Consider the following 21506-nt stretch of genomic DNA (forward strand, 5'->3'; position numbering starts at 1 on the left):
ACAACCCTGCCATGATCGCTCCCGGAAGACAGAAGCCCCTGCCCCGAAGGCAGGCCCCAATGACGTGGAGAACCATCGTGGAACCAGATCCGAAAACGAACCAGCAAGAACCCAGGAAGATCATCCTGGACTGCGACCCCGGCCACGATGACGCCGTGGCCCTCCTGCTGGCACACGGCAACCCCAACATCGAACTGCTGGCCGTCACCACCGTGGTGGGCAACCAGACCCTCGAAAAAGTCACCCGCAACGCCCTGGCCGTCGGCACCATCGCCGGCATCACCGGCGTCCCCTTCGCCGCCGGCTGCCCGCGCCCCCTGGTCCGCAGCATCGAAACCGCGCCGGACATCCACGGCGACTCCGGCATGGACGGCCCCGCCCTGCCCGAGTCCACCCTCGAACTGGACCCGCGCCACGCCGTCGACCTCATCATCGACACCGTCATGGCGCACGAGCCCGGCACCGTCACACTCGTCCCCACCGCCGGCCTGACCAACATCGCCATGGCCGCCCGCAAGGAACCGCGCATCGTCGAACGCGTCAAGGAAGTTGTCCTCATGGGCGGCGGCTACCACGTGGGCAACTGGAGCGCCGTGGCCGAGTTCAACATCATCATCGACCCCGAGGCCGCGCACATCGTTTTCAACGAGAAGTGGCCGGTGGTCATGGTGGGCCTGGACCTCACCCACCAGGCGCTGGCCACCCCGGACGTGGTGGAGAAGATCGCCGCCATCGGCACGAAGCCTGCAAAGTTCGTCACCGAGCTGATGGACTTCTTCGCGCATGCCTACAAGGACGCCCAGGGCTTCGACTACCCGCCCGTCCACGATCCCTGTGCCGTCGCCTACGTGATCAACCCCAGCATCGTCAGCACCCGCAAGGTCCCCGTGAACATCGAACTGACCGGAACGCTCACCCTGGGCATGACCGTCGCCGACTTCCGCGCCCCCGCCCCCGCCGACTGCCACACCAGCGTGGCCGTGGACCTGGACCACGCGCGCTTCTGGGACCTCGTCACCGACGCGCTGGTCAGGATCGGCGAGCCGGGCGCCGGCGACAAAACCAACAAAGGCAACGCGGACGACGGCGGCACGCACGTTGGTGCGGCCCGCACCCAAGACGGGGCAGTCGACGTCGTACGCCCGGACAGTGCCCACCTCACCGCCGGAGGGGTCAAGTAAATGACGACCGCAACCCTGGCTGAAACCAAGACCGGCCGCGGCAACATCGCCGCCCTCATGACCGCGCTGCTGGCCGCCTGCGTGGCGTTCCAGCTCAACGCCTCCATGCTCAGTCCCGCCCTGGTGACCATGGGCCAGGAACTCAAGGCGGACCAGGCCCTGATCGGGCTTTCGCAGACCTGGTTCTTCACCGCTGCCGCGCTCTTCTCCCTGTTCCTGCCGCGCTTGAGCGACATCGTGGGGCGCAAGAAGGTCCTGGTGGGCATGATGGTGCTCATGGCGGTGGGTTCTGTCATCGCCGCCCTTGCCCCGGACATCACGTGGCTGTTCGTGGGCCGCATCATCCAGGGTGTCAGCGGCCCCACCGTCCCGCTCTGCCTCATCATGCTGCGCTCGGCCGTCAGCAACCCGCGCAAGTACGGCACGCTGATGGGCCTTATTACTGCCGTCAACGGCGGCGTGGCGGGCGTGGACTCCTTCGTGGGCGGCTACTTCGCAGAGCACTTCGGCTTCCGCAGCATCTTCTGGCTCATGGTGGTCCTCGCCGTCGCGGCCACCGCCCTCATCCTGCTCCTCGCCGCCGAAAGCAAACCTGCCGCCGGCACCCGGATGGACTGGCTGGGCGTGTTCTTTATCGTGGTGGCCGTGGGCGCCCTGCTGACCGCCCTGAACGAAGGCTCCAAGCTGGTCGCCGGATTTAACCCAGGCGTGCTGGTGCTGGTGCTGAGCCTGGCACTGGTGCTCGTGGCCGCCGTCGCGTTCCTTGCCTTCTGGCGAACCGAGCAGCGTGCGGCCCAGCCCATGGTGGAAACGGTCCACCTGCGCCAGCGCGCCACCTGGGCGCCGCTGCTGACCACCACGCTGACCATGACCGGCATCTTCGCCGTGATCAACGGCATTGTCCCCGCCTACGTCCAGGCCGCTTCCCCGGGGTTTGGCGTGGGACCCACCGAGATGTCGCTGATCATCCTCACCCCGTACGCCCTGCTCGGCTGGGTGGTGGGACCGCTGAGCGGGAAGCTGGCCCCGGTCCTTGGCTACACCAAGGTGCTGCGCATCGGCCTGCTCGGCAGCATCGCCGCGCTCGCCATCATCGGGTTCCTTGGGCTTCACAGCCTGCCGATGATGATCGCCGGTACGGTCTTGCTGGGCATCATGTACGCCGGTACGGTCAACATCATGCTCAATGGACTCGGCGTTGTCCTCTCGCCCGCCGGCAACCCCGGCTTCCTGCCCGGCATGAACGCCGGCGCCTTCAACCTGGGCGCGGGCCTGAGCTTCCTGATCCTGCCGGCCGTGCTGGTGGCGACGTCGGCCCTTGGCGATGCGGCGGCGTCGTACCTGACCGTGGTGGTGGTCGGCCTGGCGCTGACCGTGGCCGCGTTCGCTGCCTCGCTGCTGATCCCCAAACCGGTTGAGGCCGAGGTGGCACCATGAGTGCCGCTGCCGCCGGGGTGGGCCGGATCGTCGTCGTCGGCTCCCTCAACGCCGACCTCACCATTTACTGCGACCGCCTCCCGCAGCCCGGCGAAACGGTCCAGGGCCACGGGTTCGCGGTGAATCCGGGTGGCAAGAGCGCCAACCAGGCCGTCGCAGCCGCGCGCCTGGGCGGCCACGTCAGCCTGGTGGGTGCAGTGGGGGAGGACCCCAACGGCGCCATGCTCGAGGCCTCGGTGGCCGGGGCCGGCGTGGATGTGGGGCATGTGCGGACCTCGGGCGAACCCACCGGTGTTGCCGTGATCGCCGTGGACGCCCGCGGTGAGAACAACATCATTGTCTCGGCAGGCGCCAACGGCACGCTGTCTCCGAAGGACGTCGCCGAGGCCGCGGATGTCATGGAGGGCGCCGCCGTGGTGAGCCTCTGCCTGGAGGTCAGCATGGACACGGTGCTGGCGGCCGCCCAGGCAGGGCACGACGTCGGCGCGACGGTTTTGCTGAACCTCTCGCCGTATGCGGAGATTCCGTCAGCCCTGGCCGGGTTGGCCGACATCCTGCTGGTGAACGCGCATGAGGCCGCGCTGTTCCTGGGTTCTTCGGTTCCCGGTGCCGGGGCCGCTGCCTCTGAGTGGGATGAGGTGCGATCTCGGTTCTCTGAGCGGGGAATCCAGCAGGTATTGGTGACGCTGGGTTCGCAGGGTTCCGTTGTGCTGGACTCGCTGGCTTCGGCGGGTTCACGGGTGGCATTTGTCCAGCCCATGCAGGTGCAGGCCGTGGATACCACCGGGGCGGGTGATGCCTTCACCGGTGCGGTTGCAGTCCGGCTGGCGGCCGGTGATGCGCTCGCGGACGCTGCAGCCTTCGCCTCGGTCGCCGCGGCTCTGGCCACCACCCGCAAAGGCACCCAGGCGGCCTACCCGGAGGCGGCCGACGTCGAACGCCGCCTCCGCACGCCCTAACCCCCCACCCCTCGCCATCCTTGTCTGAGCGCTCCGCACCTTTTACACCCGTCCATTGCTGAGCAGTTGTCGTTTTCAGGCTCGAGAACGACAAGTACTCAGCAATCGATGAGGGGGCGGCGCACTAAGTAAGAGCGTCCAGCGTGACACCGGTGTGCTCGGCGAGCCGGTCCAGCAGGGCGTCCTGGAACTGGGGATCCTGGGTGGCGGGGTGCGGGGTCTGCCGGCGCTGGTGGTACCAGTAGCCGCCGCTGGCCAGCGCCGCCGGGTCGTCGCTGGTGGCCAGCCATTCCTGCGTGCGGTGGCCCAGTTCCAGGCTGTCCGGTGCCGACCGGCCGCCCATCCTCGTGGGCACCCAGCCGGGGTCCACCGCGTTGCTGGTGACGTTCGGAAAAAGCCGGGCCACGGCTGCCGACAGCGCAGTGACCTGGAGCTTGGTGGTGGAGTAGGAGGCCGTCGTCGTCCGTCCTGACCAGTCCAGGCCGTCCAGTCCGGTGTCGCCGCCGCGGTGCATCCCGCTGCTCAGGTAGATGAGCCGGCGGGGGCCGGAAATGAGGGCCGTCAATAGGTAAGGTGCCACCACGTTCACTGGCAGCAGCGCGGGGCCGTTCAGGACACCAGCGTTGTGGATGACGGCGTCAACGCCGCCGATCCCGTTGACCTGGTCGGCGATCCCCCGAACTTCCTGATCCACTGCCAGGTCGCCGACAACGCACAGTGCCCCGCGGTCCAGCAGGTGCTGCACCGCGGGGAGCCGGTGGGAGGAACGGGCGTGCACGATCACCTCGTGGCCGTCCTGCAGGAGCGAGGCGGCGGCGGCCCGGCCCAGCCCGTCGGTGGATCCGGTAATGAAGACGCGTGCCATGCGGGACCTCCCTGGTTTGTGGGTGTTGTCCCTACGCTACTTCTGCCGGCTTTAGTTCATGACGCAGGCCGCGCCCGGCAGCAGCGGGTGCGCTCAGCGGCGTTTGCGGCTCAGGACCAGCGTCAGCAGTCCACCAAAGGCAAGAAACAACAGGCCCACTATCAAAAGGCCGCTGTTCACGCCCGTGTTGGCCAGCGTTGATGGAGTTGAGGAGTAGCCCACTGGCATTGCCGCAGCGGCTGCATTGGCTGCGACACCGCCGAAGGCCAAGAGTCCGCCGGCGAAAGCGGTACCGAACAGGCATCTGCGGAAGGTGCGGTGCATCATGGGGAATTCTCCTGAAAGTTGAATTGGGGCTACTGCTTACCCCGGAAGCTGGCGCGTGCCCGCGCGAAAGCGACGCGGGGAGGGCCTTAACTAGTCAGGTGAAGAGCCGGGGTCGAAGGACACCGGAGAGGGGGCGGTAAGCAAATGGCCCCCGATGGCAGACGTCCCAGCTGCCGGGGCTGGGAAGTGAGGTGAGCTGGTCCAGCCCGAAGCCGCCGGGTCGTCGCCACCGGATAGGCTGCTTCCGCTCGTGGCAGCACTTGGCACGGCAGGGGGAACATCCCACGGCGTGCGGAATGGCGCGTCTTCGGGGCCGGCCTTGAAAAGCGCCGGCGTTACGGCCGCAAGCTTCATCTGGACGCGGCTTTCCGGGCTGGTGCTTTGCAACAATCCGGGGGACTGCGCGGGACCCGTCACGCCCCCGGTGGTCTGTGGCAGTTCAGCAGCTGGGGGAGAGGCAGGTGCGGGCTCCGGAGCGGGAGCCGCGGTGACATCCGCAGTGACGGGAAGGACCGCGACGGGCTCTGCTTCCGGGGCAGCGATGGGCAGGGGCATTGCGTCGATGACCGGTTCAAGGGCCGGTTCAAGGACCGGGTCCAGGGGTGCCAGGACGGTAACTGCCAGCGGAACAGCAGCCCCCACCGTCCCGTCCACGATGCCATCCACGGCAACCACTGCAGGATCCACCACAGCCGCTACCGTTCCCGAGGGCACAAGCTCGTTGGCCGCCGGAACCGACTGCACAACATCCTCGGCCAGGCCGGAGACCTCCTCCGCGGCGGGGCGGAGGGACGGCGCCGGAACAAGTGAAGCAACCGTGGAAGCCGTGGCCGTGGCCCGCCGTCCGGCCCTGCCACCACCGGTTCCGGGGCATCTTTACCCTGGTGGGTAAGGTTGGCGGCGGCAGAATCCAAAACCCCCGGAAGCAAGTCGCGGGAGGGTGAGGAGTCAGCCGACGCGCCCGCGGCCGACAGGGCAATCCAGGCTGCAGTTGCCGCCACAGCGAGCAGGAGGGGCCGGAGGAACGCCCAAGCAATGCTTTCGGACTTCACTTGGTACCCCTCCCCACAGGTGCGCTTCGGCAAGCAATGCTGTCCACCATAAGCACAGGTCAGGTGGCAGGTCCAAATGCGGTGCGGCAGCGTCAGATGGCATCCGTAGGGGCAGCGCGGTTATCGATGGCTGCGGTAAGTTCGTCAATCCGGTCCATCCCGGCGTTGAGTTTTTCGACGGCCGCCCACAGGTCCGGGTGTTGCTCCCGAACCTGTTCCAGGTCCGTGCCGGCCGATCGGAGCGATCCGAGATCGAAACTGACATTGGTGCGTGCACCCGCCACGGCAGCGCGGAGGGCACCGAACGCGACGACGACATCCGCTACCAGTGCACGGTTGCCATTGGTCGCCAGCCAGGCGAGGTCGTCGATCGCTTCGATGGCCCGCTCGCCAAGGACGGCGGAAGCAGCCGCGGCCTCCACGGATGCGCGGCGGATTGCTTCGTCCCGCTCGTCCCCCGGCTCCAGCCGGAAGGCAGCACCGAATGCCTTGGACGCCGAGGCGTCGTCATCTGCCAGTCGAAGGGCTTCCTGCCGCAGCGCACGGGCGCGCTCCCGGATCCTGTCCGGCTCGCCGCCCTCGTCCCCGCTGTAGCCGGCGACCATCGACGTCAGCGACGCCGCCACCGCCAGCATCAGCCCCGTGCCCGCCCCGCCGCCGGGCGAACCCGTTGACTCCGCCAGCGCGCGCGTCCATTCCTCAACCGTCGATTCCTGGGTGGTCACTTCAGGCTTTTCCATACCAGGAGGCGTGCCCACAAAGGCCTCAGGCTAAACGATGCAAGGGCAACGGAACCGCGGACCGCACAAACTGGCCCACTTTTCACGGCCGTGGCCCCGAAAGTCCGCGGCATCTCCGCCGAACCGGGCAGCTAAAGTGGGCCAGTGTGACGCAACGCCACCGCTATGACTACGGCCAGGACCCAACCAGTGGGGCGAACTGTTCCTGCCAGACCTTCCACCCGGTGGGAAACACCGAGGCGTAGTGGTGGTGATTCACGGCGGTTACTGGCGCTCGCAGTACGGGGCAGAACTGGGGGAGCCGCTGGCGAAGGACCTCGCCGAACACGGCATGGCCGCCTGGAACCTGGAATACCGGCGGGCCGGGAACGGCGGGGGCTGGCCCGGCACCTTCCAGGACATCCTCGCTGGGATCGACAAGCTCGCCGCGCTCGCGGAACCGCACGCACTGGACCTGGGCAAAGTGGTGGCGCTGGGCCACTCGGCCGGCGGCCACCTGGCAGTGTGGGCCGCAGGCAGGGACCGGTTGCGCGGGCTTGGGCCTGCGGACGGCCTGCAGATGGAGAATGAGGGCGTCCGCCTCACCGGCGTGGTGAGCCAGTCCGGCGTCCTCAACCTGGCCGAGGCCGAACGCCTGAACCTCAGCAACGGAGCCGTGGCCAACCTGATGGGCGGACCGTCGTCGGACTTCCCCGTGCGGCACCGAATGGCTGACCCTATGGCCGCCCTGCCGCTGGACGTCCCGGTCATTGCCCTCCACGCAGCGGAGGATGTGGACGTGCCGCTGAGCATGTCCACAACGTACGTGGATGCCAGCAGCGTGAGCCCTGTGCCAGCGGAGCTCGTCATGGTGCCGGGCGATCACTTCTCCCTGATCGACGTCACCGCGGAAGCCTATGTGACGTGCCGGGAACTGGTGGGCAGGCTGCTCCGCTGACACGAACTGCTGGCAGCGGCCTATTTCTGGCAGAGTATGAGCATGCTCACAGTGATCGGCGAAGGCCTTGTTGACGTTGTCCAGCGCGCCTCCGGAATCCAGGCCCACGTGGGCGGCAGCCCCCTGAACGTGGCAGTGGGCCTGGCCCGGCTGGACCATCCGGTGCAGTTCATCGGCCGCTACGGCCGGGATGCCTACGGGGATTCGGTGGCAGCGCACCTGCGGGCGAGTTCGGTGATGCTGCCGGTACCCCCGGATGACTTGCCTACCAGCGTGGCCACTGCGCTGATTGACGACGACGGCGCGGCCACCTACACGTTCGATCTCGCCTGGGAGCTTCCCGGCATGGGGGACCGGCTCGGCTTCATGCTGCAGGGCACCACGCTGCTGCACACGGGGTCCATCGCCACGATGCTGAAGCCGGGCGCCACCGAGGTGCTGGCTGCCGTCGAATACGCCCACCCGTCCGCCACCATCAGCTTCGATCCGAACTGCCGGCCCAGCATCATCACGGACGTGGATTATGCGCGGGGGCAGGCGGAGAAGTTCGTCACGCTTTCGGATGTGGTGAAGGCGTCCGACGAGGACCTGGCCTGGCTGTACCCGGGGGAGGACGTGCTGGATTCGGCGCGAAAGTGGCTGGCGCTGGGCGGTGACGAAGGACCGGCAATGGTGGTGGTGACCCGCGGCGCGGAGGGCCCCTGGGGTGTATGCCGCGCCGGCGAAACATCCGTTCCCGCGCCCAAGGTTGAAGTGGCGGACACGGTGGGTGCGGGGGACTCGTTCATGGCGGCGCTGCTGTCGGGCCTGGTGGACCGCGAGCTGGACGGGGCGCAGAACCGGCAGGACCCGCGGGAACTCCCCGTCGAGGCCTTGGCTGAGCTCCTGGAGCACGCTGCCCGTGCGGCAGCGGTCACGGTCTCCCGTCCCGGCGCGAACCCGCCCACCCGCGCCGAGCTGCACGGGGTTGAAAAGCGCGGCGCCGAAAAGGAAGCCTAAGCCGGAATCGACTGCTCCCTAAGTGCCGTTTTGAGGGTTCAAAAGGGCATGTACGCGGCAATCGATGGGTTCTTCTTCGGGCGGGCGTCACAACTGCGGCACGCAGGGGCCGCTTCCCAGCAGCGCAAGCCCCGCCCGGTCGCCGGCGGCGAAGTCCTGCACGCCCTTGTTCTCGGCGTACATGAGCTGGGTGGGATCGTTGACGTGGGCCAGGCCCAGCACGTGTCCGAGTTCGTGCATGATGATGGCCCGCACTTCCGCGGCGCCGTCCGGCCGGCTGGCCATGATGCCGGCGAGGTCAGGGGCGTCCAGGCTGATTTGTCCGGCGGCGAGGACCAGCGGTTGCCCCACGGCTTCCGCGTACCCGCTCCCGCCGAGGCCTGCCACGTTTCCGGCGAGGTCGGGGGTTTCCGTCGGCGTTGACCAGGCGATCAGCACTGGGGCCCAGCGCTTCCCGTAGCGGTCAGGCTGGAAAGCTTGCCGCTGATCGGCCGGCGCCTCCGTAGTGGGTCCGTCGTAGACGAACTGCAGCCCGGAGGCGCGGGAAACTGATGCCACCGCTTCGCTGATTAGGGCGGCTCCATCCGGCAAGGCATTGTCCGGACGCACAACGTAGTGCACGGGGCGGCACGGATCGTACGCTACTAGGGACTGTCCCGCCCTGGGCGACTCCTGCAGCACGAAGGCAGTGGAACCGGTGCTTGCCGGTGGCGTCCCGAGGGGAGAAGGAGCGGCCTCGACGCCGGGCGGCGGCACCTTCGCGCCGGGCAGGTACGGGGCAGCGACAGGGAGGACCACGCGGTCGAAGAGCGTCGGTGTGAAGTACAGGCAGACCACGACGGCGATTCCCAGCATCGTCCTGAACTGCACCGACCGCTTCGGCCGGCGCTCTTGCTTCCTTGGCCGGCGCCGGAATTTCCGCCGGCCAGGCGGGGAAGGGTCAGGACTGCGCCAAGGTGCCGGGGGCTCGGCCTTTCCAAGAGCTTCATCGATGGCCCACTGCGGGATCCGTCCGCTGGCGGAACGGCGGACGTTGGGTGGGAGAAAACCGCCTGGGACCTTCGACAGCGAATCCCTGTTTGTCCCGAAACCGTGCACCGGCAACCCCCAATCCTTCGCCGCCCGCCGCAGGGCAACCCCCTCAGCCTAGCGGCGGGCTTTCCAGCCTTGGCGCCGCAAAAGCACAGGATTTGCGCAAGAAATCAGCGCCGGCACCGAGGCGTAGTGGACCCAGGTAGGCCCGGCTGCGGGGTGCAGGTGGCGCCGCCCACACGCAGCAATGGATGGGGGTGAGAGCTACTCCTTGCCGAGTCCCGCCGCCGAGGTCTTGTCGCCGGACACGCTGTTGAGCGCCCGCAGGTCGAAGATGCCGTTGATGTCGGCCTGCTTGGTAGTGCCGGCAGTCACGCCGTCGGCCAGGAGCTTCTGGTAGGTCCCGGCCAGCGGGTCCACCGTGAAGACGATGTTCTTCAAGGAGCGGTCAATAACGTCGGGCTTGAGCTCGGCGCCGGCAGCTTCCTTCAGTGCCGCGTTGATGACGGTGGCCTTCTCACTGGTGGACGCTGAGTTCAGCCACTCAACCGATTTCACGTGGCCCTTCAGCAGGGCCTTGACGGTGTCCGGGTGGTCCGCGGCGAATTTCCGGTTCACGATCAGGATGGTGGTGGGGAACTCGCCCGGCTTGCCGGACAGCGAACCGTCCCACAGGTCCTTTTCGTCCACCAGTACCTTGGCTCCGGCGGTCAGTACCAGGCGTGAGGCCCATGGCTCAGGCAACCACGCGCCGTCGAGCTTTCCATCCTGGAACAGCTTGAGGGTCTGGGCGTTCTCCGTGGGGTTGATGGCGACGTCGCCGCTGCCATCGACGTTTGTCTTGTATCCCTGGGACGAAAGCCAGGCGCGGAGCGCCACGTCCTGCGTGCCGCCAAGCTGCGGCGAAGCCAAGGTCTTGCCCTTCAGGTCCGCGGCGGAGTTGATCTCCGGCTTGACCACCAGCTGCGCACCACCGGCGGCTGCGCCGGCGATGATGTTGACGGATTCGCCCTGGCTCTTGACGAACGAGTTGATGGCCGGATTCGGTCCGATGTAGGTGGCATCGATGGCGCCCGCGTTCAGCGCTTCGATGGCTGCGGGGCCGGCGTTGAAGACCTGCGTGCTGAGCTTGGTGCTGCCGAGTTCATCGGCGATGAAGCCCTTGCTGACGCCCACCAGTGCGGGGGCGTGCGTGACGTTCCCGAAGTAGCCCAGCTTCAGTTCGGCGGCGGGGTTGCCGGACGGGACGGTCTCCTGCGTGGCGGCAGGGGTGGCGCTGTTAACGGAGGAGGCGACGGCGGCACCCCCGCCAATGAGGGCCAGGACGGCTGCCGCGATCCCAATCTTCAGGCCTACCGAGCGGTTGGGTTTGGCGGACTGGCCGGCGACGATGCGGGTGGAGCCTTGCTGGTTCTGCGGACTGTTGTCCTGCGGGTTTGCCATGGGAAATCCTTTGCTGCGGGCGGATGCTGAGACGAGATTACGGAGCGCCCGGCGGCCCGACAATCGATCATGTAGCAGGCGTTCACGGGGCGACTCGCAGGCTCAACGCGGCGTAGCGGGAAGTCAAAATTCGTAGCGCGACGTCTTGGTTTGGGCTGATAGGCAGCCGGTATCGGCGGCGGATGCGATCAACGCTTGCTTTTCCTGTTTCGCCTGCATTGATTCAGCTGCCGCCTTGGTGGGTACGTGGCCCGCATGGGGATTTTGAAAAACTAGTCAAGGAGACTCTCATGTTGCTTTGGATCGCCATTATCATCGCTGTTCTCTGGCTTCTCGGACTGCTCGCGAACATCGGCGGCGGCCTTATCCACATTCTTTTGGTCGTTGCAGTAGTCGTCCTAATCTTCCACTTCGTCACAGCCCGGAAGCGCGTCTAGGCGGGCAACGTCCGGACTAAGACTTCCATGCAGGAATGAGGTCCCGCCGCTGGCACTGTGCCGGCGGCGGGACCTGCCGCTTTTCAGGCCGCTTTGACCAGGGGGAGTTCGTCCCAGTGCGTGGTGTACCGGGGGGAGCGCATGTCCCGTTTCATGGTCCAGTCCAAACCGGACTTGATGCCCGCGTGCCCCAATCCGATGGCACCCCGCCCGAAACGCCTGCTCACGTCCTCAAGCAGCGGCCCGATCCCGCGTTCCTCATGCCGGTTCTCGAACGGCTTCAGCGGCGGCTGGTTTCCCGTGGGCCGCAGGTCGGTGAGCATCAGGCCCGCCTTGGCATACTTCAGCCCTTCGCGGGTGTGCGGCAACAGGGCGTGCGCGGCCTTGGTGAGCAGCAGCGGATCCGCCGTGGGCATGGGCAGTGAGACGCATACCGAGGGGTAGGCCTGCTCGTTGTCCCTGAACGGGGAGGTGGCAGCGAATGCCGTCAGGACCTTCGCCTGCAGCCCGTGCTTTGAGAGCCTGGCGCTTGCCTGCTGCCCGTAGATGCTGAGCACCTCCCGAAGGCCTGCGGTGGTGGTCACAGGCGTGGCGAAGGAGCGGGAGAAGATCAACTGGTCGCGTCCAATCCGTTCCTCCTCCATGGGGATGCAGGGGGTGCCGCGGAGCTCCAGGACGGTGCGCATCAGGACCACGGAAAACCTGTCGCGGATCACCACGGGGTCCGCGCGGACCAGGTCCAGGACGGTGAAGATCCCCAGGACGTTCAACCGCCTGGTGAGCCGGCCGGCGATGCCCCAGATCTCATCCACGGGCAGGCGGCCCATCAGCGCCTCCCGCATGTCTGCCGGGACCGACTCCCAAAGGCAGACCCCGCCAAAAGCAGGATTGTTCTTGGCCCACTTATTGCAGAGCTTGGCCAGGGTCTTGGTGGGCGCAATGCCCACGCAGACCGGGACGCCCACGTGCCGCCGGACTGCCTCCTTCATCCTGCGGCCCAGGGCCAGCAGCTCTCCCGGGCCGCCCTTCACGCCCAGAAATGCCTCATCAATGCTGTAGACCTCCAGCCAAGCCGAGTACCTGCCCAGCAGTTCCATCACACGGGCGCTGATATCCCCGTACAGCTCATAGTTGCTCGACTTTGCCACCAGGCCCCACTCCTTGGCCCGCGGCGCGAGCTTGAACCAGGGTTCACCGGTGGTGATGCCCAGGGCTTTCGCCTCGGGGGAGCGGGTCACCGCGCACCCGTCGTTATTGGACAGCACCACCAGCGGGCGTCCCTCCAGGGAGGGGTCGAACGCGCGCTCGGCCGAGGCATAGAAGCAGTTGACGTCCACATGAGCGATCTGCGGCATCTGCCGCATCACCATAGGCTTAGCCATGGGACTTCCCAGCCATCACGGCCTCAAACATGGTGCAGGCACCTGGTGGCAACGCCCCAGACGGTCAGCTCGGACAGGGCGGGCACATGGATGTCCGGGTACTTGGGGTTTTCCGCCTGGAGCAGCACCCCGGTGCGGGTGATGCGGAGGCGCTTGACCGTCAGTTCGCCGTCAAGCACCGCGATCACCACGGATCCGTCCTTGGGCTCCAACGCCCGGTTCACGATCAGTTCGTCGCCGTCACTGATGCCCGCTCCCTCCATGGAGTCACCGGTCACGCGGACCACGAAGGTGCTGGTGATGTCCTTGATCAGGTGCGCGTTCAGGTCGATCCGGCCGTCAAAGTAGTCCTGTGCGGGCGACGGAAAGCCCGCCGCCACCGCCACGGGTGAGATCAGCACCGAGAACAACGAGGCACCCGCGTCTATCACGCGGGGACCGACAATAACGCCCACAACACACCTTTATTCGAAAATATGTTCGATAGTTTCAGTGTAGCCCCGGAGGCTGACAACCGGCACTCCTCACGGTCCAGGGCGCGGAGAGGCTAGGCTGGGAGCACTGTCAGCTCTGGGGGAAGCGGATGCGGTTCGTGCGGTTTTGGCTGGTTCCTGCAGCGATACTCGCCGCGCTGACGGGCTGCGAGTACAGCGGCCCGCCGGAGGGGCAGGCGAAGCCGTCAGCCCCGCCGACAACGGCACCTCGGAACCTGGACACCGACCAGGCGCGGGGAGTGGAGTTCCTCATGAACCCTGCGGACGGCGCCGCCAGCCGCTACGCCTTCCGGCCGGTGCCGGCCTCCCCGGAACTTGCCACCGGCATGCTGCAGGGCGCGGACGGGCTGAAAGTGGCGGTCCATTCCGGCCAGCCTTCCGCTTCCGGGCCTGAGGCGGAGCTCAGAGGCACGCTGGCCAAGGACGGGGCAGGCTGTGTCATCCTGCAGTCGGAGGCTGGGGATGATTACACGCTGATCTTCCCCGAAGGAACCAGCCTCGATGGCGAAACACTCCTCCTGCCCGCCGGCCCCCGGCTTGCCAACCGCGACCCGGTAGCCCTCACCGGCAACCGGGTCCCCGCCGATGAAAGCCTGAGCATGTGCCTGAATTATGCCCGGCTCTACTCCGTGGAATCGGCTGCCATCATCCCCTGATGGAAGGGGGCACGTCCGTGATCCAACAGACGCGGGAGGTGCGTTGCGGGGAAGTACGACGACGCCCTGCCGCCTTCCAGCGCACTCCGGCTGCCCAATGACCCACGTAGACTTGCAGGATGCGGCTGGTAGCAAGCGATATCGACGGAACGATCCTCGGGCATGACGGAAAAATCAGCCCCCGCACCGTCCGCGCCTTCCACGCCTGCCGTGATGCCGGCGTCGAACTTGTCTTTGTTACAGGCCGGCCACCCCGGTGGCTGCACCCCCTCGAAGAACAACTGGGCCACACCGGCCGCGTGATCTGCTCAAACGGCGCCGTGGTGTGGGACCTGGAAGCGGACCGCCTGGTCTCCGCCCGTACCCTGGCCATCAACACTGTCCTGGAAGTCCGGCGCATCATCAAGGAGCTCCGCCCGGCTGCGCTGTTCGCCGCGGAGACGCTCACCGGCTTCCATCTGGAACCGGGCTTCATCGAGAACGAGTCCAGCGAGCTGCTCGCCGAATTCACCCCGGCGCCGCTGAAGGACACGCTCACCGGCGAGGACTCTGTGGTGAAATTCCTCGCCATCGTCCGCGACGGCACGCCTGACGACTTCCTCGCCGAGGTGGCTCCCGCTGTCGGACACCTGGCCGCGGCCACCCATTCTTCGCCCGGCGTCGCGATGCTGGAACTGTCCCTGCCCGGCGTGAACAAGGCCGTCACGCTGGCCGAGTATGCGTCCGCCTTGGGCATCGGGGCCGCCGACGTAGTGGCTTTCGGGGACATGCCCAACGACATTGAAATGCTCCGGTGGGCCGGCCACGGCTATGCCATGGCCAGCGGCCACCCGGAGGCCATCCGCGCGGCGGGGCAGCAGGCACCGCATTTTGACGACGACGGCGTGGCCCAGGTTTTGGAGGCCCGCCTCGCTTCCCTGGGCGTCCAGTTTTCCTGAACCCCAGCCTGCCGCATCCGGCGCCACCGTTTTCCCAGCTTCCGCTCACCTGGCGTTTACCTTCCCGCCGTAGCGTCAAGCGTGGAGAGCAGGCACCTCCGCCGGCTCAAAGGGGGTAACGATGGCAAGAAGCACCAAGCAGCACGCAGCTGAGGCGCCGCTCCGCGCAGCAACGCCCGCTCCGCACTGGAAGCAGCTGCGCCAGGGCGACCGGGTCCGGGTCCTCTTTTCGCCCGGCTTTGAATCGGGCGGCGTGGTGGACACCATCACGCCGGACCACACGGCGGTCTGGGTCCACCTCGACGGCGGCCGCGGGCGGACCCTGCTGCACTGCGGTGACGGCGTGGACATCCTTCCCTGCGATGGCTGAACTGCCGCGCTGACTGAAGGCCTCGGGCCTCGGGTACGCTCGCAGTGTGACCCTGCCCTTCTTCGAGCACCCGGACGACGCCGGGCGGCAGCTGCCCATCGCCATGGCCCACCGCGGGTTCTCGGGCGAGGGTCTGGAAAACTCCATGGCCGCGTTCCGCGCCGGCGTTGAACTCGGCTTCCGGTACCTCGAAACGGACGTCCACACCACGTCCGACGGCGTGCTGCTGCTCTTCCACGACGAAACCCTGGACAGGGTGACGGACGGCAAGGGCCGGGTGGCGGAGCTGCCCGCGGCGGAGGTGGCAAAGGCGCGGATCAACGGCCGCGAGCCCATCCCCACCTTCGACGAACTGGTAACCCAGCTTCCCGACGCCCGGCTCAACCTCGACGTCAAGGACTGGGGCTCGGTCCGCAGCACTGCGGCCGCCATCGAGCGGCACCAGGTGCACCACCGGGTGCTGGTCACCAGTTTTTCGGACCGCCGACGGCGGGCGGTGCTCAAGCTGCTCAGCCAACCGGTGGCTTCGTCCGCCGGAGTGGCCTCGAATGCCCTCTTCACGCTGCTGGGCCCGGTACTGCCACGCCCGGTGTTCCAGCGGCTGATGCGCCGGACTCTGCGCGACGTGCACGCACTGCAGGTACCCGTCCGCTATGGACGGATACCTGTAGTCACTGCCGGCTTCATCCGGCGCGCCCATGAGCTGGGCCTGGTGGTGCACGTATGGACCATCAATGAGGAGGCGGAAATGCGCCGGCTCCTCCACCTTGGCGTGGACGGGATTGTCACGGACCGGGCGGACCTGCTTCGCGACGTGCTGCGGGCGCGCGGCCAGTGGCGGCATGCGCCCGGGCCGGAGGACCCGGCCGGCTGAAGCGCACCCGGCTTATCCAACCTGTCGGGAGACTTAGCCGCGGTCCGCTTCGGTGGGCGCTGTCGCATCGCCGGCCAGGCCGCCGTCGTCCGACGCCTCGTTCTGCTTTTGGTCGTTCCGGGCCATGTCGCTGTGCGCCCTGTCGTTGTCCGTCTCATCAATGTCCCCGCCCAACGGGCTGTTGGACACCGGGGCCGGGGCGGCCCCGGTCTTGAGGCCTGGAGCCTTCTGCTTCTCCGCCTCCATCGCATTCGAACCCTCACTCAGGGAAGAGTGCACTTCAACGTCGTCATTGGGGTCCGCCGGATTCGGAACATCCATCTTTTCCGTCGGCTTGGATGTCCCGGCCAGGTCCTCCATCGCGTTTTCCGCTGCCTTGCCGATGCTGTCGCCGATTCCCATCTGACTGCTCCTTCCGACGTCGTATGCCGGCGCCCCAGCGGCTAACCGGCCCTACTCCTCCAGAATTATCAGCATGCTTACAATTAGTCCAGTGCTGGGGAACCGAACCGCAGCCGGAGAGGAAGGAATGGCAGCATGAGCACTTACCATCCGGAAAATGACCCCGCGAATCCCGACCGTCCCGGGAAGGACGATGTTGGCGCCGCCCAGCCCCACCTCGCTGAGCAGCGCAGCAAAGAGTCGGGCGGATCGCCGAACCCCGACCCTGCGGAGGGCAACGTCACCGGCCTGGAGCCGGGCGGGGGAGTTCCTCCCGGGGAGACCCCGCCCGCCGAGGACCAAATGAGCAGGGACCAGGGCCACTCCGAATAGTGCCTGGGTGGGCAGCGGCTGGCGGCTTTCGGTCCGCCGGCCGCTGGTCCATCGTCACGACGCCGTTGTGCCCCGCTTCTTCTGCGACTTGCCCGGGCCGGCGAGGTGTCGCTCCAGGCCGTCCATGTCCAGGCGCGTGTTCCAGTTGGCCCAGTCCTCGGGCCGAACGGACGGCCGGCCCAGCAGGTAGCCCTGGCCGGCGCTGATGCCAAGCTCGGTGAGGGCCTTCAGTTCGCCCACAGTCTCGATGCCTTCCGCCACCAGAGTCACACCAATCTGCTCGGTGAAGTCCACCAGGCACGACGCAAGGGCGTGCTGCAGCCCGTCCTTGTCCACATCGGCGATGACGTTGCGGCCCACCTTGAGGAAGTCGGGCCGCAGGTGGATCATGCGGCTCAGTGCCCCTGCGCCGGTGTGGGTGTCGTCGACGGCGATCCGCAGCCCCTTTTCGCGCAGCGGATTAATCGCAGAAATAAATTGCAGGTATTCCTCTTCCGGAATATCCGCGGTCAATTCGAGAACCACCCTGTCGATGGGAAGCTCGATGTGGTCGAACAGCTCCGGCAGCCGCGGGTCCGTGCAGGACGTGGGCGAAATGTTCAGCGAAACATATAGGTCTTCCGGCAGGGTGCGGGCCGCCGCGGCAGCGGAGCCGAGCGCCGAAAACTCAAGGTTTGCCCCAAGGCCCACGGCGGCTGCCTCGGCGAACCACAATTCAGCGGCGGCTCCGTCGTCGCTGACGAAACGGGAGAGAGCCTCTGCACCCACCACGGTTTTTCCTTCGAGCCCATAGATCGGCTGGAAGGCGGTCATCAGCATCTGGTTATCGAGCAGGGCGCTTATCCGGGACATGCTGCGGATGGCGTCCAACTGCTCTGCGAACTGCGGTGGCAGGGCGGGCGGGGTCAGGCGCATTTCCCTGGCCGTTTGCAGCGTCTCCACCGTATTGGCATCACTGCGCCTGGTCTCAAGCAGATACTCCAGCAGCGCCCGCTCCGGCACGCCGGGATTTTCGTCGAGGCTGTTGCTCAACCGCTGCCGGACAGCCGCTCCCGCAGGATCCGTATCCGCCAGGACAGCGGCGATAATTCCCCATGCCTGTACCCGAACCGACATTAGCAACGCCCCCAGTTGACGAAGTAATGACCCAATGGCCCAATTATGTTCAAATTTCCAAACGCCTTATAAAAGTACGGTGCCGAACGACCCTGAATTCCGCGGCAGCGACGAACCGGACACCGCACGCTGATCGTATAACGGCGGCTCCAAAAGCGCAGTAGTTTTGCGCTACTGGTTAGCGCTTTCCTGCTGGTCAGCCAGCAGATCCGGGATCTGCTCCGGCGGAACGGGACGGCTGAAGTAGTAGCCCTGGGCACTGCGGCAGCCCAGGTCCCGCAGGATCTGCGCCTGCTCCGCCGTCTCAACGCCTTCCCAGACCGCCTCCAGTCCGCAGGCTCGCACCAGCTGCAGCACCGCTGCCACAAGGGCGGGCTGGCTGGGGTCGCTCTCAAGGCCAGTGATCAGCGATCTGTCCACCTTGACCCGGTCCACCGGCAGCCGGCGGAGATAGCTGATGGAGGAGTAGCCGGTGCCGAAATCGTCGATTTCAATGCCCACGCCCAGGCCGCGGAGCCCGCCCAGCGAATACCGGTCCAACTCGTTGCCTTTGACGATGGCCACTTCCGTCAGTTCCAGGACCACCTGCTCCGGCTTGACCCCCGTGTCTTGGAGGGTGTTCCGCACGTCCTCAATGAACTGCAGGCTCTGCAGGTCGGTAGCGGAAATGTTGATGCGCACCGAGAAGGTGCTGTCCACCAACTCGGCGTCTGTCCAGCACCGGAGCTGCTTCACCGCGGTCTGGAGCACCCACAGGCCCAGTTCCGAGATCAGCCCGGCTTCCTCGGCAAGGGGAATGAACTCGTCAGGCATGATGAAGCCGCGGGTGGGGTGGTTCCAGCGGACCAGCGCCTCCACGCCTTCAATCCGTCCGGTACCAAGCTCCACCACCGGCTGGTAGTGCAGCGTCAGCGCGTCGTCCTTGATGGCGGCCCGCAGGTCGTCCACCAACTGGCTCCGGAGCCGCCGCATCAGCAGCAAGGCCGGCTCGAACCTGTGCAGCTTGTTCTGCCCCTCAGCCTTGGAGGCGTACATGGCGACGTCGGCCTCCATCAGCATGTCCTCCGGGGTCTGGCCTTCGCTGCCCACGCTGAGCCCGATGCTGGCACCACAGCGCACGCTGCGGCCGGGCAGTTCAATCGGGTCATTGAGCGAGGCCAGGATCCGGTGTGCCACCACCGCAGCCTGGTCCGCCGACGCCGACGGCATGACGATGGCAAACTCGTCCCCGCCCAGGCGGGCAACGACGTCGGATGCCCGGACGGCGGTCCGCAGCCTTTCGCCCACGGTCACCAGCACCTGGTCACCCGCGGTGTGCCCCATGCTGTCGTTAATCGACTTAAACGCGTCGAGGTCCATCAGCAGGATGGCCGGACCTTCTGCCGGTTCCCGCTCCGGCCCCGGGCGCGCCTCCAGGGCGGTGCGAAGGGCTTCGATCAGCGCCGAACGGTTGGCCAGGCCTGTCAGCGGGTCCTGCATGGCCATTTTTTGCATCTCGAGGTGTGCCTCGTGCAGGAGCTGGGTACGGACCTGGACCCGCTGCTCGAGTTCCTCGTAAATGACCTGCAGATCCTCGGCCAGCAGGTTGGTGCCCATGATGATGGCATCCAGCTCATCCCGGGCAGGTGAGACCTCGATGCGGGAATTGAGGTCGCCGGAGGCAAGCCGGACAATGCCTTCCAGCAGCTGGGAAAGCCGGGGGTCGTCGTCGGCAAACATGGCAGTCCTCCTTCGGCGCCTAGTTGGCCTGCACGCGGTCGGTCCCAAGGGGGAGGCAGACGGTAACCGTGGTCCCGGCGCCCAAGGTGGAGTCGACGTCGATCCGCCCGCCGTGGCGGTCCACGATGTCCTTGGAAATGGCAAGGCCCAGCCCCGTCCCCGGGATGGCGCCATTCATGGCGTTGGAGGCGCGGTAGAACCTGGTGAAGACGTGGTTGATTTCATCACTCGAAATGCCAATGCCGGTATCAGCGATCCGCACGGTGGCCCACTTGGAGCCGTCTTCCGCCGCGTGGGATTCGCTGCCCACCTCGATCCTTCCGCCCTTGGGCGTGAACTTAATGGCGTTGGACACCAGGTTGGTGAATACCTGCTGCAGCTGCACCTCGTCGGCAAGGATTTCCGGATCCTCCGGCACCGGGTCCACGTCGATGGTCACGTTTTGCAGTGTGGCCAACGGCCGGAGCGCCGCGGCCACGAGGTCCAGTGTGTGTCCCAGGCGGACCGGTGCCAGGTGCATCTCCGTGTTGTCGAGGCCGCCGCGCGAGACGCTGAGCATGTCCTCGATGAGCGTCCGGAGCCGTTCGGTGTTGCGGACCACGATGTCCAGCATCTGGTGGACTTCCCTGGACACGGGGTGCTCGGTGCTTTCCTGGATCATGTCCAGGTACGCCATGATCGAGGTCAGCGGCGTGCGCAGCTCGTGGTTCACGGTGGCCAGGAAGTCTGTCTTGGCTTTATCGAGTTCGCGCAGCTGCTTCACCACCTGCTGCTGGCTGCTGATCAGGTGGCTTTGGATCAGCCCATAGGCGGCGTTGCCTGCCACGTGCTGGATCAGCCCCAGCTCGGCGTTGGACCACGTGCGGGGCCGGTCCATCGTGGCGATCCAGATGATGCCCAGGGAGGAATTTCCTTCGCCGATGGGCACAGCAAGGGTGGAGGCGGCTCCGGCGACGGCCGCCGCTGGCTTGTCATCCGTCCTGGGCTCGGCCTCGTTCCCCTCGGCAGAGAGGGTCTCGGTCCCCGCCCAGAGCGTGTCCGCCATGGCGCGGGCTTCGTCTTCGCCGGGAAGGGCGTCCGGGGGCAGGGCCGCCAGGCCGGGTCGGTGCCACTCGGCAGTGATCGCCGGGACCCGGTGGTCCTCGAAGGTGGCCAGGACAACGTGGTCCGCCTTGAAGGTCCGCCCGAATCCGGCGACGACGTGGTTTGCGATCTCCTGGGGATCGTTGGTGGCGCGCACCGCAGCCGAGACCTCGCGCAGTTGCCCGCGCAGCCCTTCGGCCTCCTGCCGGGAGGCGCGGCGCCGGGACACCTGCTCGATCAGGACGGAGGCGCGGTGGACCAACTCCCTGGGCGCCGGCGGCTTGGTGATGCAGTCGTGGACGCCTGACGCGTTGGCCGCGCCGATCTCCTGGGGGTTGTCCAGGTCCACCATTACCAGGACGGGCGCGGCGGAGGGGGCGTTTGGCAATGCTGTGGACAGGACAGCATCGGCGACGATGACGGAGGGTTCGGTGGTGTCCAGCAGGGCGGCGAGGCCATCGGCGTCGGTTGCTTCGAAGACGCTGTATCCGGCTTCGCGCAGTGCCCGGGCGTTGATGGCCAGCCGGCCGGCGTCGGGATCGGCGACGACGGCGGTGCGGGGCAGGAGGACGTCACTCGGCGCAGCCGTCACAGTGCTCCCTTCCCTCCCAGTTGAGTACATTCTAGGGGGATGGCAGCCTGGCGGGTCTACCAGGGAGGACGCCCGTCCCACCTCTGCCGTTTCCGTCCC

At 66.9% G+C, this 21506-nt stretch carries 22 protein-coding genes and 1 pseudogene; 11 read left to right on the plus strand and 12 right to left on the minus strand.

Annotated features, from left to right (window positions below):
• Positions 1–59 precede the first annotated feature (59 nt).
• The 3 genes from uriH to LFT44_RS00605 are packed head-to-tail and all read left to right on the plus strand — an operon-like array spanning position 60 to position 3577.
• On the plus strand, positions 60–1181 hold the full coding sequence (gene uriH, locus LFT44_RS00595; protein ID WP_236800491.1) for a uridine-preferring nucleoside hydrolase UriH: 1122 nt from the start codon (positions 60–62) through the stop codon (positions 1179–1181).
• Positions 1182–2618, plus strand: coding sequence for a uridine transporter UriT (gene uriT / locus LFT44_RS00600; RefSeq protein ID WP_236800492.1), 1437 nt, complete (start codon positions 1182–1184; stop codon positions 2616–2618).
• Positions 2615–3577, plus strand: a complete 963-nt coding sequence (locus LFT44_RS00605) for a ribokinase (protein WP_236800493.1) — start codon at positions 2615–2617, stop codon at positions 3575–3577. The genes uriT and LFT44_RS00605 overlap by 4 nt, the downstream gene beginning before the upstream one ends.
• A 124-nt stretch (positions 3578–3701) precedes the next feature.
• Here LFT44_RS00605 and LFT44_RS00610 read toward each other — a convergent pair whose 3' ends face one another.
• The 4 genes from LFT44_RS00610 to LFT44_RS00625 form a co-directional block, all read right to left on the minus strand.
• On the minus strand, positions 3702–4442 hold the full coding sequence (locus LFT44_RS00610) for an SDR family NAD(P)-dependent oxidoreductase (RefSeq protein ID WP_236800494.1): 741 nt from the start codon (positions 4440–4442) through the stop codon (positions 3702–3704).
• Positions 4443–4535: 93 nt separating this feature from the next.
• Positions 4536–4769, minus strand: coding sequence for a hypothetical protein (locus LFT44_RS00615; RefSeq protein WP_236800495.1), 234 nt, complete (start codon positions 4767–4769; stop codon positions 4536–4538).
• Between the two features lie 90 nt (positions 4770–4859).
• Positions 4860–5513, minus strand: coding sequence for a hypothetical protein (locus tag LFT44_RS00620; protein ID WP_236800496.1), 654 nt, complete (start codon positions 5511–5513; stop codon positions 4860–4862).
• A 400-nt stretch (positions 5514–5913) separates the two neighbouring features.
• Positions 5914–6561: a cyclodeaminase/cyclohydrolase family protein gene (locus tag LFT44_RS00625; RefSeq protein ID WP_236800497.1), complete on the minus strand. Its 648-nt coding sequence runs from the start codon at positions 6559–6561 to the stop codon at positions 5914–5916.
• A gap of 146 nt (positions 6562–6707) precedes the next feature.
• Here LFT44_RS00625 and LFT44_RS00630 point away from each other — a divergent pair.
• A pseudogene (locus LFT44_RS00630) lies at positions 6708–7498 on the plus strand (alpha/beta hydrolase).
• 42 nt (positions 7499–7540) lie between these two features.
• A complete protein-coding gene (locus LFT44_RS00635) occupies positions 7541–8497 on the plus strand; it encodes a carbohydrate kinase family protein (RefSeq protein WP_236800498.1) in 957 nt (318 codons plus the stop codon).
• Positions 8498–8584: 87 nt separating this feature from the next.
• On the opposite strand, the gene LFT44_RS00640 is transcribed toward LFT44_RS00635, so the two are convergent.
• Together LFT44_RS00640 and LFT44_RS00645 are read right to left on the minus strand one after the other, a co-directional pair.
• Positions 8585–9367 (minus strand): matrixin family metalloprotease, encoded by a 783-nt coding sequence (locus tag LFT44_RS00640; protein WP_236800499.1) that lies wholly within the window; start codon positions 9365–9367, stop codon positions 8585–8587.
• Positions 9368–9793: 426 nt separating this feature from the next.
• A complete protein-coding gene (locus LFT44_RS00645; protein WP_236800500.1) occupies positions 9794–10972 on the minus strand; it encodes an ABC transporter substrate-binding protein in 1179 nt (392 codons plus the stop codon).
• A gap of 290 nt (positions 10973–11262) precedes the next feature.
• Here LFT44_RS00645 and LFT44_RS00650 point away from each other — a divergent pair, with 290 nt between their 5' ends.
• Entirely contained in the window at positions 11263–11409 is a 147-nt protein-coding gene (locus tag LFT44_RS00650; RefSeq protein WP_236800501.1) for a lmo0937 family membrane protein, read from the plus strand.
• An 83-nt stretch (positions 11410–11492) separates the two neighbouring features.
• Here LFT44_RS00650 and LFT44_RS00655 read toward each other — a convergent pair whose 3' ends face one another.
• Both LFT44_RS00655 and LFT44_RS00660 read right to left on the minus strand, forming a co-directional pair.
• Complete coding sequence (locus tag LFT44_RS00655; protein WP_236800502.1) at positions 11493–12791, minus strand: Y-family DNA polymerase; 1299 nt, start codon at positions 12789–12791, stop codon at positions 11493–11495.
• Positions 12792–12814: 23 nt separating this feature from the next.
• Positions 12815–13246 carry a LexA family protein gene (locus tag LFT44_RS00660; RefSeq protein WP_236800503.1) on the minus strand — a complete coding sequence of 144 codons (432 nt, stop codon included), beginning with the start codon at positions 13244–13246 and terminating at the stop codon, positions 12815–12817.
• A 137-nt stretch (positions 13247–13383) separates the two neighbouring features.
• On the opposite strand from LFT44_RS00660, the gene LFT44_RS00665 reads away from it, so the two are divergent.
• The 4 genes from LFT44_RS00665 (at position 13384) to LFT44_RS00680 (ending at position 16123) form a co-directional block, all read left to right on the plus strand.
• Entirely contained in the window at positions 13384–13941 is a 558-nt protein-coding gene (locus tag LFT44_RS00665) for a hypothetical protein (protein ID WP_236800504.1), read from the plus strand.
• A gap of 119 nt (positions 13942–14060) precedes the next feature.
• On the plus strand, positions 14061–14879 hold the full coding sequence (locus tag LFT44_RS00670; RefSeq protein ID WP_236800505.1) for an HAD family hydrolase: 819 nt from the start codon (positions 14061–14063) through the stop codon (positions 14877–14879).
• 121 nt (positions 14880–15000) lie between these two features.
• Positions 15001–15249: a hypothetical protein gene (locus tag LFT44_RS00675; RefSeq protein WP_236800506.1), complete on the plus strand. Its 249-nt coding sequence runs from the start codon at positions 15001–15003 to the stop codon at positions 15247–15249.
• Positions 15250–15295: 46 nt separating this feature from the next.
• Positions 15296–16123: a glycerophosphodiester phosphodiesterase gene (locus LFT44_RS00680; protein ID WP_236800507.1), complete on the plus strand. Its 828-nt coding sequence runs from the start codon at positions 15296–15298 to the stop codon at positions 16121–16123.
• Between the two features lie 33 nt (positions 16124–16156).
• Here LFT44_RS00680 and LFT44_RS00685 read toward each other — a convergent pair whose 3' ends face one another.
• On the minus strand, positions 16157–16525 hold the full coding sequence (locus LFT44_RS00685; protein ID WP_236800508.1) for a hypothetical protein: 369 nt from the start codon (positions 16523–16525) through the stop codon (positions 16157–16159).
• 135 nt (positions 16526–16660) lie between these two features.
• Between LFT44_RS00685 and LFT44_RS00690 the strand changes: the two genes are divergently transcribed.
• Positions 16661–16897 carry a DUF6480 family protein gene (locus tag LFT44_RS00690; RefSeq protein ID WP_236800509.1) on the plus strand — a complete coding sequence of 79 codons (237 nt, stop codon included), beginning with the start codon at positions 16661–16663 and terminating at the stop codon, positions 16895–16897.
• Positions 16898–16951: 54 nt separating this feature from the next.
• Here the strand turns inward: LFT44_RS00690 and LFT44_RS00695 are convergent, their stop codons facing one another.
• From LFT44_RS00695 to LFT44_RS00705, 3 genes are all read right to left on the minus strand, one after another.
• Positions 16952–18013 (minus strand): EAL domain-containing protein, encoded by a 1062-nt coding sequence (locus LFT44_RS00695; RefSeq protein ID WP_236800510.1) that lies wholly within the window; start codon positions 18011–18013, stop codon positions 16952–16954.
• A gap of 171 nt (positions 18014–18184) precedes the next feature.
• Positions 18185–19732 carry a putative bifunctional diguanylate cyclase/phosphodiesterase gene (locus LFT44_RS00700; protein WP_236800511.1) on the minus strand — a complete coding sequence of 516 codons (1548 nt, stop codon included), beginning with the start codon at positions 19730–19732 and terminating at the stop codon, positions 18185–18187.
• Positions 19733–19751: 19 nt separating this feature from the next.
• Complete coding sequence (locus LFT44_RS00705; RefSeq protein WP_236800512.1) at positions 19752–21407, minus strand: ATP-binding protein; 1656 nt, start codon at positions 21405–21407, stop codon at positions 19752–19754.
• Between the last annotated feature and the right edge of the window lie 99 nt (positions 21408–21506).

Source organism: Arthrobacter sp. FW306-05-C (assembly GCF_021801725.1).
Lineage (GTDB): Bacteria > Actinomycetota > Actinomycetes > Actinomycetales > Micrococcaceae > Arthrobacter.